7 protein-coding genes are annotated in these 11,565 nt (G+C 60.4%); 1 reads left to right on the top strand and 6 read right to left on the bottom strand.

Going from position 1 to position 11,565, the window contains the following annotated elements:
• Nucleotides 1-75: 75 nt before the first annotated feature.
• From M5B44_RS07865 to M5B44_RS07850, 4 genes are all read right to left on the bottom strand, one after another.
• Nucleotides 76-1,254: a PepSY-associated TM helix domain-containing protein gene (locus M5B44_RS07865; protein WP_248738743.1), complete on the bottom strand. Its 1,179-nt coding sequence runs from the start codon at nt 1,252-1,254 to the stop codon at nt 76-78.
• Nucleotides 1,255-1,330: 76 nt separating this feature from the next.
• Entirely contained in the window at nt 1,331-3,832 is a 2,502-nt protein-coding gene (locus M5B44_RS07860) for a TonB-dependent siderophore receptor (RefSeq protein WP_248738742.1), read from the bottom strand.
• An 87-nt stretch (nt 3,833-3,919) separates the two neighbouring features.
• Complete coding sequence (locus tag M5B44_RS07855; RefSeq protein WP_248738741.1) at nt 3,920-4,930, bottom strand: FecR domain-containing protein; 1,011 nt, start codon at nt 4,928-4,930, stop codon at nt 3,920-3,922.
• Nucleotides 4,930-5,430 (bottom strand): sigma-70 family RNA polymerase sigma factor, encoded by a 501-nt coding sequence (locus M5B44_RS07850; protein ID WP_248738740.1) that lies wholly within the window; start codon nt 5,428-5,430, stop codon nt 4,930-4,932. The genes M5B44_RS07855 and M5B44_RS07850 overlap by 1 nt, the downstream gene beginning before the upstream one ends.
• A 311-nt stretch (nt 5,431-5,741) precedes the next feature.
• Here M5B44_RS07850 and M5B44_RS07845 point away from each other — a divergent pair, with 311 nt between their 5' ends.
• Nucleotides 5,742-7,622 carry a methyl-accepting chemotaxis protein gene (locus M5B44_RS07845; RefSeq protein ID WP_085712595.1) on the top strand — a complete coding sequence of 627 codons (1,881 nt, stop codon included), beginning with the start codon at nt 5,742-5,744 and terminating at the stop codon, nt 7,620-7,622.
• A gap of 58 nt (nt 7,623-7,680) precedes the next feature.
• On the opposite strand, the gene M5B44_RS07840 is transcribed toward M5B44_RS07845, so the two are convergent.
• Both M5B44_RS07840 and M5B44_RS07835 read right to left on the bottom strand, forming a co-directional pair.
• On the bottom strand, nt 7,681-8,148 hold the full coding sequence (locus M5B44_RS07840) for an SRPBCC family protein (protein WP_248738739.1): 468 nt from the start codon (nt 8,146-8,148) through the stop codon (nt 7,681-7,683).
• A gap of 23 nt (nt 8,149-8,171) precedes the next feature.
• The gene (locus M5B44_RS07835; protein WP_248738738.1) at nt 8,172-11,561 is read right to left on the bottom strand and encodes a non-ribosomal peptide synthetase; all 3,390 of its coding nucleotides are present in this window, start codon (nt 11,559-11,561) and stop codon (nt 8,172-8,174) included.
• Between the last annotated feature and the right edge of the window lie 4 nt (nt 11,562-11,565).

Raw genomic sequence — 11,565 nt, 5'->3', positions numbered from 1 at the left:
AAGATTAAATTCCGAAACCCCAACTGCGAAAGCAGTTGGGGTTTTGTCGTTTCAGAGCCTGCAAAAGCCCCATCTTCAAGCCGCTCTGCGTGCCTTGCTGCTTCGACGAGCCTGCCATTTGCGCCACCAGATATAGACGCCAGTCCCGGACAACCCCGCAATCAGAACACCCAATACCGCGATCATCACTTGTCCGGTAAAACCTATGATCCGTCCCCCATGTATTGGCAACTGCAACCGATAGAACCGCTCTCCCAACGTCCCTTCTCCTGCGATCTCCTGCCCCAGTAATCGTCCGTCGGTACCGTGGAAAAACAACCAGGATTTGCCGTGGGCCTCGGTGTCATGCTGTCCAAACCCTGCGCCGTAGAAGTTGTACTCAAAGCTGTAATACAACTCGCCGATCGCCGATCTCAGCCCCAACCTTTTTCCCTCCTGCTGTGCCCTTTCGTAGGCCTGTTGATAACTCAAGCGAGTGATCCCCAACTCATCGGCAGGCATTCGACCTCGGGCCTCATATACGCTCGGCTCAATCGGAGAAAACAGTGACACCGCCGGTTTGAAGACCTGGCTCGGCAAGTTCATGGCCACGCTGCTGGCGGCTATCGGTAGCAATAACAACCATAGCCACAAGCCCCCAGCCCGATGCAGATCGAAGTTGAGCCGATAGGCATGCCCGCCCTTGATCCTCCAGGCGCTCGACCACTTCCTCCAAAAGGGTTTGCCTCGCGGCAAGGTCAGCCAGAGAGCGATGAAGCAATCGATCACCCAGGCAATGGCCACCAATCCCATCAACAGTAAACCCCAGTTCCCGGGCAGCGTCAGGTTGTAGTGGAACTCAAGAATGAAAGGAATGAAGTTCTCTCGCTGAAAACAGCACTCGCCCCAATAGCGCTGGCCTTTTTGCTCGCCATTGACCGGGTCCAGGTAGAACACCTGATTACGCTCATCGAACGGTTTGCCCGTCGCCGGATCATTACGTGGAACTGCCGCCAGCAAGGCTGTGTGGCCTGCCTCATTCGGGTACTCCATGTACCAGACCTGCAGCTTCGGATGTGCAGATTGCACCGCATCGACCAGATCACCCGGTGGTAGGCGCTGCCCTTCGGCCGAAGCCTCGTAAAACCCCGGGTTCAGCCACTCATCCAACTCATGATTGAACGCCAGAATGCTCCCTGTAATCCCCGCCAACAACAGAAAAACCGCCGTGGCCAAGCCGATGTACCGGTGCAGTAAAACCAGAAACGAACGCATGAAAGCTTCCCCACGAATACGACAAAGCCAGTCCCTGAATCTCAGGAACTGGCTTTTTTATGCACAAGACAAAGGCTTAGAACTGGTAGCTGACCGTGGCGGCGACGTTGCGCTCTTCGCCCATGTAGCAGAAGTTCAGACTGGCGCAGGAAGCCACGTAGGATTCATTGGTCAGGTTGTTCGCATTCAGGCGTACATCGACGCCCTTCAAACCAACCTTGCCCAGGTCATAACCGATCGACGCGTCGAACAATGTGTAGGACGGCACCTTCATGGTGTTCTCTGCATCCGCCCAGCTATAGCCGACGTAACGCACACCGCCGCCCACTCGCACGCCATCAAGCGCTGCGCTGTCGAGCTTGTAGTCCGCCCACAGCGATGCCATGTGCCGCGGCGCCTGGGTCGGCGAATTGCCTTTGTTCTCGATCACGTTTGTCGGGGTGCTCAGGGTGCTGACCATCGACTTCGAGTATTCGATGTCAGTGAAGGTGTAACTACCGAGCACTTTCAGGTTGTCGGTGAGCTGCATATGCGCTTCCAGTTCCAGACCCTGGGAGCGGACAGCGCCTACAGCACGATAGAAGTTTTCCTGCGGCAATTTAGTCGCGAGGTTTTCCTGATCGATGCGGAACAACGAGGCCGTGAACAGATTGTCGGTGCCAGGCGGCTGGTACTTCAGACCTGCTTCCCACTGCGTGCCATCTGTCGGGGCCAGTGGATTACCGGCGCTGTCGGCATAGGAGTTCGGGTTGAACGACTCCGAGTAGCTGATGTACGGCGCCAGGCCGTTATCGAACAGATAGAGCGCCCCGACACGGCCCGTCAGTTTGGTGCGCTTGTCGCTGATCTCGGTGCCGACCGGGCGGCCCGCCTCGGCAATCCGGTTCTCCTCGGACGTCTCTACCCAGTCCTGACGCAGACCCAGCGAGAAGCGCCATTTATCCATTTCAATCAGGTCTTGCAGGTAAACCCCGGTCTGCTCCAGACGACGCAGATAACTGGTCTCGCCGTACATATCGATGGCGGCGTTGCCGTACACCGGATTGAACGCATTGATAGGTGCCAGGCCGCCGCTGGTCCAGTCGACCACGGTTTTGCGTCGCTGGTAATCCGCTCCCATCAGCACCGTGTGCTTGGTCGCACCGGTGAAGAATTCGGCCTGGAGCATGTTGTCGACGATGAACGCATGCAGGCGTTCGTCACCGCCGGTGTAGTAGCGATTCAGCTCGTTGCTGGTCGGCGACGTCCAGCCATAGGCGTACACCTGATCCATATTCACTTTGGAGTCGAGGTAACGGAAATTCTGCCGCGCGGTGAAGACGTCGTTGAAACGATGTTCGAATTGATAACCGAACGACTGCTGATCGCGAGAATAGCCATCGACTCCCGGTTCGCCTTCGAAGAAGTGCGGCGAGATCCGGTTGCCGTTGCGCTGATGAATCGTGCCATCGGCCGGCACGCCACCGTGATAGCCGCCATCCGGGTCATGCTGCAGATAGGCGTGCAGGGTCAGCGAAGTATCTTCGTTGAAGTCGATGCTGACGGTCGGTGCAAGGGCGAAGCGCTTTTCCTTGTTGTGGTCGAATTGCGTGTCGGACTGATCCGTCAAACCGATCAGACGATAGGCGATGCGCTTGTCGTCATCGACCGGGCCGCTGAAGTCAAAGCCGACACCACGCTGGCCCTGAGTGCCCACGGTGGCCTGGATCTGGTGATAGGCCTCGTACAGCGGTTTCTTGCTGGTCAGTGCCACCAGGCCGCCAGGCGAGCTACGGCCGTAGAGCACGGACGACGGGCCTTTCAGGATATCGACGCGCTCGAGGAAATACGGATCGACCTGCATGGTGCTGTAGGTGCCGCTGTCACCCATGGACTTGAGGCCGTCGAGGTAGATGTTATCCACCGAGCCATCGTTGAAGCCGCGCATCGCCACATAGTCGTAACGGTGCGTGGCGCCATAGGGGTTGGTCAGCACGCCGGGGGTGTACCGCATCGCCTGGGACACGGTTTGCGAGCCCTGGTCGTCCATTTGCTCGCGAGTGACCACGGACACGCTTTGCGATGTTTCCAGCAGTGCGGTACTGGTTTTGGTGGCGATCTGACTGTGCGTCGCGTTGTAGCCGTCCATGCTGCCCAGTGCGTTGCCGAGGGCGAAGCCTTTGATATCGGTGGTTGGCAGGGCCAGTGCTTCGGTTTCCGCAATCGAGCGCAGGACGTAGCTGCTGCCGTCCTGGCTGACCGCCTCCAGACCCGAGCCGCCCAGCAGATGACTCAACGCCTGATCGGTCGAATACTCGCCCTGCACGCCGGGTGATTGTCGGCCTTGAGTTTGCTGCGGGGTCATCGACAAGGTAATGCCGGCCTGGCGCGCAAACTGATTCAGCGCTTCGCCCAAGGGCCCGGCGGCGATGTTGTAGCGGTGGCTGCTGACCTCACTGGCGCTCGCCGCGACGCTCAGGTTCGGCAGCAGGCCGACGCCCAGTGCCGTGGAGAACAACGCGGCACGAACGGCGTGGCGCAGAAGGCCCGATTCGACGGTGAAATTCAGAGTGTTCTTACAGGTAACGCGCGCAGTCATTGTAGGTTTCCGTGGCAAGTCGCGAAGGCTGAGTTGAAGTGCTTACTGACTAAGCCGGCCTTGCCATGAAAACCCGCCAAAAAAATTTCAGACTGCTCGTTCCAGCGTTACCCACCAGCGGGTGCGATAGCGCAATTGCACCGGCAGTGTCTGCGGCAGGATCGCCAGCAGCTTGTCGGTGTCATCGAGGCGGAACACGCCAGACAAACGCAGATCGGCGACTTGTGGAGCACAACTCAAGAAGCCAGGACGATAGCGACCAACCTCTTTGAGGAAGTCGCCCAAGCGCATATTGCGCGTCACGATCAGCCCGTCGATCCAGGCGCCGGCATCCATGTCCAGCGGCGGAGCAGGGCGCGCCTGATGGTGGTCGATCAAATAACTCTGACCGGCAAGCACCTCGGTGGAAGCGCCAGCACTCGTCCGCGGCAAAAGAATCGCGACCCGGCCACTGGTGACGCTCAGGCGCGTGCAATCACCTTCCTGACGCAGGATGAAGCGCGCGTCGAACGGCTCATAGGTGCCATGACGGCTTTGCACTCGCAGCGGTCGATCGACCACCGAACCTCCGCCGGCGCCGCAGGTCACGATGATCTCGCCCCGAGTCAGTTTGATCAGCCGCTGTTGCGCCGTGTAATCGAGGTCCACGGCGCTGGCCGTGTTCAGTTCGATCCGCGTGCCGTCAGGCAACTGGAATCCACGACGTTCGCCGGTGGCGGTGGCGTAGTCGGCGCTCCATTGCTGCCAGGCCGACGTATCTCTGGCCAGCCATGCGGCGGAGCCCATCAACAACGCACCGGACAGCAGTTTCAACGCCTGGCGGCGTCCGAGGCCCTGCGCACTGTTCTCCAATGTATTGAATGCCACTTGTGCGCCTGGCACGGCACGCAGGTTGTGGGTCAATTCGTTTTGCAGCGATTGCACCCGCTGCCAGGCCAGTTCGTGATCGTGGTGTTCGGCGCGCCACTGTTCGCATTGGTGGCTCAAGCGCGAATTGCCATGATTGTTGCGCAGGCGCAGCAGCCAGTGGATCGCCTGTTTGACCACTTTCTGCTGTGGCTCGGCGCTTCGGGCGATTGACAGGTTATCCACCGGCATCAGCTTTCGTACCGCAGCACGTAGCAGTGATACAGCGCATCGGCGACGTAGCGCTCCACCGAGCGCAAGGACAGACCCATCTGCTCGGCGATCTGCTTGTGGGTCAAACCTTCGCACTGCGCCAGCAGAAATGCCTGACGCACTTTGGGCTTCAGTCCCTCAAGCATGCGGGCAATGCTTTCCAGCAGCTCAATCACCAGCGCGCGGGCTTCAGCGCTGGGTGTTTCGGCTTCGGGCAAGTGAGCGATGGTTTCCAGGTAGGCGCGTTCGATTTCTTCGCGACGCCAATGGTCGATGACCAGACCGCGAGCGATGGTGCGCAGGAACGCGCGGGGCGCCTTGAGTTCGAGACGCTCGGTGCGTTGCAGCAGGCGAACGAAAGTGTCCTGGGCCAGATCCGCCGCATCGGCCGCATTGCCCAGCCGCGCGCGCAACCAGCCGTTGAGCCAGCCGTGATGACGACTGTAAAGCGCCTGTACTGCAAACTCAGGTGAGGACATGAACGCGACAGCCCGGACGTCACAAATGATAATTAGTCGCATTGTCAGCAAGGGTTACAGAATTTGCAACCGACGCTGCAAAACAGTCATCAAAAAATGCCAGGCGAACGCTCTGGCACGCCGTTCGGCGGGAAGCTGGCAGAAATGCCGTCCATTTCCTACAAAACGCTAAGTTTTCTCCGAATCGTGCCGACAGACTGGTGAGACATGCGTGCACCAAAGTAGAGCAGCCATCAGAACGCTGCCTGCGCTGTACATGGAATGTTGCATCCGGAACGCATCCCCACTTTTGGCATAAGAAGTCCCATGAAATGAATCTCAAGTTCAGCCATAAAATCCTGTTGGCCGCCTCGGGCGTCGTGGTCCTGGCGTTCGCGCTGTTCACTTTGTACAACGACTATCTGCAGCGAAATACCATTCGTCAGAACCTGCAGTCCTCCGTCCAGCAGGCCGGCGATCTGACCGCCAGCAGTGTGCAGAACTGGATGAGCGGACGGATTCTGGTACTGGAAAACCTCGCGCAGAACGTCGCTCATCAGGGCAAGAACGCCGATTTCCCGGGGCTGGTCGATCAACCGGCCTTCACCTCGAACTTCCAGTTCACCTACGTCGGCCAGGCCAACGGTGTGTTCACCCAGCGCCCTGACGCGAAGATGCCGGACGGCTACGACCCGCGTCAGCGCCCGTGGTACAAGCAGGCCGTGGCCGCTGACCAGACCATGCTGACCCCGCCATACATGGCCGCCGTTGGCGGTCTGGTGGTGACCATCGCCATGCCGGTGAAAAAGAACGGCGAGCTGCTTGGTGTGGTGGGCGGTGACCTGAGTCTGGAAACCCTTGTGAAGATCATCAACTCGGTGGACTTCGGTGGCCTGGGCCACGCATTCCTGGTCAGCGGTGACGGTCAGGTGATCGTCAGCCCGGACAAAGACCAGGTGATGAAGAACCTCAAGGACATCTACCCGAACGCCGATGTGCGCATCCAGAAGGGCAACCAGAACGTGGTGCTCAACGGCCAGGAGCGCATCCTGTCGTTCACCCCGGTCACCGGCCTGCCGAATGCCGAGTGGTACATCGGTCTGTCGATCGACCGCGACAAGGCCTACGCTGCGCTCAGCCAGTTCCGTACTTCGGCACTGATCGCAATGTTCGTTGCAGTGGGTGCGATTGCAGTCTTCCTGAGCCTGTTGATCACCGTGCTGATGCGTCCGCTGATTACCATGGGCCGCGCGATGCAGGACATCGCTCAGGGTGAAGGTGACCTCACCCGTCGTCTGGTAGTGGAAAGCAAGGATGAGTTCGGCGAGCTGGGCAGTTCGTTCAACCAGTTCGTGGAGCGGATTCACGCGTCCATTTCCGAAGTGTCTTCCGCGACTCGTCATGTACACGACCTGTCGCAACGGGTGATGGCATCGTCCAACGCCTCGATCATCGGTTCCGACGAGCAAAGTGCACGCACCAACAGCGTGGCGGCCGCGATCAATCAGTTGGGTGCCGCCACCCAGGAAATCGCCCGCAACGCCGCCGACGCTTCGCAACACGCCAGCGGCGCGAGCGAGCAGGCCGATGACGGTCGTCAGGTGGTCGAGCAGACGATTCAGGCGATGACCGAGCTGTCGCAGAAGATCAGCCTGTCGTGCACCCAGATCGAAACCCTGAATGCGAGCACCGACAACATCGGCCACATTCTCGACGTGATCAAAGGCATCTCCCAACAGACCAACCTGCTGGCGCTCAACGCGGCCATCGAAGCGGCCCGTGCCGGTGAAGCCGGACGCGGTTTTGCGGTGGTGGCGGACGAGGTGCGCAACCTCGCTCACCGTACCCAGGAATCGGCGGAAGAAATCCACAAGATGATCACCTCGCTGCAGGTCGGCTCCCGCGAAGCGGTGACCACCATGAACGCCAGTCAGGCGTCCAGCGAAGAGAGCGTTGAAGTGGCGAACCAGGCCGGTCTGCGTCTGGTCAGCGTGACCCAGCGTATCGGCGAAATCGACGGCATGAACCAGTCGGTGGCAGCGGCGACCGAAGAGCAGACCGCCGTGGTGGAAACCCTCAACGTCGACGTCAACCAGATCAACCTGCTGAACCAGCAGAGCGTGGCCAACCTCAATGAAACGTTGAAGGATTGCGATGCGTTGTCGCAGCAGGCCAACCGTTTGAAACAACTGGTCGACAGCTTCAAGATCTGATCGCTTGCGATAAAAAACAGCCCGCTGCGGAGTGATCCGCAGCGGGCTTTTTCATGCCTTACACAAACAGCTTCAGCACATTGCCCATCGCATCATCGGCAAATCCCTGGACGAAATCCTTGAACCCCGACAGCGCCTCGGGCCCGCCGCTGGCCGGCTCGGCAATGATCGTCCAGGTCGCCCGCGACTTGCCCGCGCCCAGCGATTCCACATTCATCGCCGCCCACAGATTGGCCACGCCCAGGGTGTTGTAGATCGTGGTCCAGGTCATGCTCAGCGCCTGGTCGTCCCGGGAGTTGAGTTGCTCGACCACCACGTTGCCATCCTTGAAGAACTTCTTGCGCAGCGAAGACACGCCTTCGCCGGTCATCTCGATGTGCGAAAGCGCCGGAATGAAACGATCGAAGCCGTCGAATTTTCCGACCACCGCCCACACCTGTTTGGCGTCCACCGGCACTTCCACCGAAGACACCACGTGGCAGCCGTGAGGGTTTTTGATCAGGGTGTCGGGTTGCAGATTGCTCATGATGTTGCTCCTTGTTTGATGAGTCAGATGAAGTTGATTTCTTTCAGGTAGTCGCAGCCGCGACGCAGCAGTGCCGGGGATTTTTCCGGGTAGTGCGCGCCCATCTGTTGCACGCCGGCCTGGGCGTTGGCGTGGCCGATCAGGGAGATGTCGCCGATGTCTTCCTCAAAGCCGTTGAGGTAGAAACCGAGTACGCCGAACAGCGCGTTGTCGGCATCGACCCGACCCAGTTGCTGTTGCCAGTCGGCAACGCTGACCAGCGAAAACTCGCTGCCGGTTTCGCGGAACGATGCAACGTAGGCATCCCAGCTCAGAGGCTCCGGGTTGTGCAGGTTGAACACCGCCCGTTCGGGCGAATAACGGCTGGCATGGAAGGCGATGAAGCGGGCAAGAAAATCCACCGGCATCAGGTCGAAATTCAGCGCGAAGGCCGGCACCTGACCGAGCTGGATCGAGCCCTTGAGCATCAGCATCAAACGGTTCTTGTGCGGTTGGCAGACGCCGCTGAGGCTGTTGAAACTGATGTTGCCGGGCCGATACAGATTGACCCGCACCCCACGCTCCCGCGCCCGTTCGAGGATACGTTCGCCGACCCACTTCGAGAGGTTGTAGCCGTTGCGGATGTAGATCGGCGGCGTCGGTGCGGCGGGCAATTCCAGCACCCGGCCTGCGTCGTCGACGGTGCTGGAAGCCGACAGGGTCGAGACGAAATTGAACACTTTCTTGCTGCGCCCTTCGCACAACCGCAGCAGTTCGAAAACCGGCTCGACGTTGTCTGCCGCCAGCGACTCGTAATCGAGGACGTGATTGACGTTGGCCGCGTTGTGAACCAGCGCGCCGAACTCGCGATCCAGTCGCTCGAAGTCCTCATCGGACAGGCCCAGTTGCGGCCGGGTGATGTCCGCCGAATAGACCCGCACCCGACTCAGGTCCAGATGCTCCAGCCGGTTCTCTCGCAACGATTGGGCAAAGCGCTGCGCCGCCGTTTGCCCGCCGCCGTCGCGCACCAGACACGCCACTTCGCTGGCGCCCCACCCCAGCAACGCCTCGACGATGTGCACGCCGACAAAACTGTTGGCGCCGGTGACGATCACCTTGTGCACATCGCCCATGCGGCTGATTGGCAATGGCTCGATGTCCAGCGGTCGCTCGGCGTCGGCCATGGCCTGGGCGCTGAGCACCGCGCTGTCATCGGTGCCGCGTACCAGGGTGGCGAGCTTGGTGATGGTCGGCAGTTCGATGAAGCGGTTGATCGAAATGCTGCGGCCGAATTCCTCCCGCAGACGCAGGAGCATGCGCGACAGCAGAATCGAGTGACCGCCGAGATTGAAGAAGCTTTCATCGGTGGAGATGTCGCTGGTCGGCAGCTCCAGCAGTTCGCCCCAGATCTCCAGCAACAGCGCTTCATCAGCGTTGGCCGGCAGGCATTTCGGACCGCTGTCCTGCACGCTCACCGGCAGCTCCAGCAACGCCTTGCGGTCGACTTTACCGTTGGCGGCGAACGGCATGTTCGGCAGTTCTGTCCACGCCACCGGTTGCATGTAGTCCGGCAGGAACTGCTGGGCATGTGCCTTCAGCGCATCGCGGGCGGCGTCCGATTGCGGCTGGGCGAGGAACGCCAGAATCCGCCGCTGACTGTCGATCACAACGGCGATCTGCCGATACAACTGGCTCTCGCGCAGGCACCGTTCGATCTCTTCCGGCTCGACCCGGAAGCCGCGGATCTTCACCTGATTGTCGCGTCGTCCGCACAGCTCGATGCCGTCCTCACCCCACTTGGCCATGTCGCCGCTGCGGTAGGCGCGCAGACGCCGGCCGTCCGGCAACTCCAGGTCCAGGTAACGCTCGGTGGTCTGCTGCGGATTGTTCAAATAACCCAGGCACACGCCAGGACCGATGATGAACAGTTCGCCCACCGTTTGCTCCGGCACCGGTTGCAAATCGTCGTCGAGAATCAGTACCTGGCTGTTGGCAATCGGCCCGCCGAGGGTGCGATTGCTGTCGCCCGGTTGCAGCTGCCGCGCGGTGATCAGCACCGTCGCTTCGGTGGGGCCGTAGAGGTTGTGCAGTTTGCCTTGGCGCGTCAGTTGCTCGATCACGAACGGCTCGCAGACGTCACCGCCGGTCATGATCTGCCCGACGCTTTGCAATTGCTCCAGCGGCAGGATGCTCAGCAGTGCTGGCGGCAGGAACGCGTGGGTCAGCTGCCGGCGGCGAATCAGCGCCACCAGTTGCAGCGGATCACGGCGCTGGTTGTCGTCGGGCACCACCAGTTCCGCGCCTTCGAGCAGGGTCGGGAAGATGTCGATCAGCGACGAGTCAAAACTCAGCGACGAGAACTGCAGCACCCGGCTCTCGGCGTGCAACTGCACGTAATCGGCGTACCACGCGGTGAAGTGCGCGAGGTTGGCCTGACTGAGCAGCACACCCTTCGGATGGCCGGTGGTGCCGGAGGTGTAGAGCGCCATGCACGGTGCATCGAGCTTGGGCCGGTGAAGCATCAGCGGTAACGCCGGATCGACTTCAGTGCGGTCGATGCGGCAGACATCCAGCCCCGGCATCAAATCGCTCAGCGGATGTTCGCCATCGTGCAACAACAACACAGCACCGGCGTTTTCCAGGATGTACTGCTGGCGCTGAAGCGGATGGCTTGGCTCCAGCGGCAGATACACAGCGCCACTGCCGAGAACCGCCAGGATCGAAGCAAACAGCGCGTCGCATTTCGGCAGGCAAATCCCCACCACCCAGGGTTGCGGTTGTGTCTCCAGCATCGTCAGCAACTGCTGCTGGATCGCCCGGCTGTGATCATGCAACTGGCGATAGCTGATCGACTGCTCGGCGAGGTGCAGCGCCGGGCGTTCGGCATGCTCGATCAAGCTCTGTTGCAGGCGCTCTATGACTGGAATTTGCGCCTGTTGCAGCAAGTCCGGATTGGCCGTGGCATTGAAGCGATGCACATAGGCCAGGCTGTCGAGAAACAGCAGGTTTTCCACTTGCTCGAAGTCCGGTGCACGGGCCGTCATCGCGTGCTGGAAATATTCGGCATCGCGGGAAAAACGGCTGACCAGCAGCGCCACTTCGTCCACCACGAGTGCGAGTGTTCGCTGGCGCAGGGCCTGACCGTTGCCGGAGGGTTCGTCGGCGATGGGCACGCGGCTCAGCAGTGTCGAGTCGCAGAGGCACAGCAGATCGAGCACCGGCAGTCCGCCGACGCCCGTTGCACCGATACCCAGACGCAAGGTCAGGTGTGGTGTCACGCCGTGATTCTGTGGCGCAAGACTGCCGTCGTCGATCACCAGATCCATCGACGGAGCCGCTTCCGACAGCAATGAATGACCGTGTTGTTCGAGCTCCAGCGCCAGGTCGGTCAAGGCCTGGCTGCGGCCCTTCAGCAAAATGTCGAGACGTCTCATGTCA

It is taken from the genome of Pseudomonas sp. MWU12-2029 (genome assembly GCF_023242425.1).
Lineage (GTDB): Bacteria > Pseudomonadota > Gammaproteobacteria > Pseudomonadales > Pseudomonadaceae > Aquipseudomonas > Aquipseudomonas kribbensis.
Note: the sequence above shows the minus strand (reverse complement) of the source record. Positions and strands in the feature narration are given on the sequence as shown.

Coding starts and splice junctions, on each gene's coding strand:
- M5B44_RS07865 (WP_248738743.1), bottom strand. CDS start 1,254: ATGCGTTCGTTTCTGGTTTTACTGCACCGGTACATCGGCTTGGCCACG.
- M5B44_RS07860 (WP_248738742.1), bottom strand. CDS start 3,832: ATGACTGCGCGCGTTACCTGTAAGAACACTCTGAATTTCACCGTCGAA.
- M5B44_RS07855 (WP_248738741.1), bottom strand. CDS start 4,930: ATGCCGGTGGATAACCTGTCAATCGCCCGAAGCGCCGAGCCACAGCAG.
- M5B44_RS07850 (WP_248738740.1), bottom strand. CDS start 5,430: ATGTCCTCACCTGAGTTTGCAGTACAGGCGCTTTACAGTCGTCATCAC.
- M5B44_RS07845 (WP_085712595.1), top strand. CDS start 5,742: ATGAATCTCAAGTTCAGCCATAAAATCCTGTTGGCCGCCTCGGGCGTC.
- M5B44_RS07840 (WP_248738739.1), bottom strand. CDS start 8,148: ATGAGCAATCTGCAACCCGACACCCTGATCAAAAACCCTCACGGCTGC.
- M5B44_RS07835 (WP_248738738.1), bottom strand. CDS start 11,561: ATGAGACGTCTCGACATTTTGCTGAAGGGCCGCAGCCAGGCCTTGACC.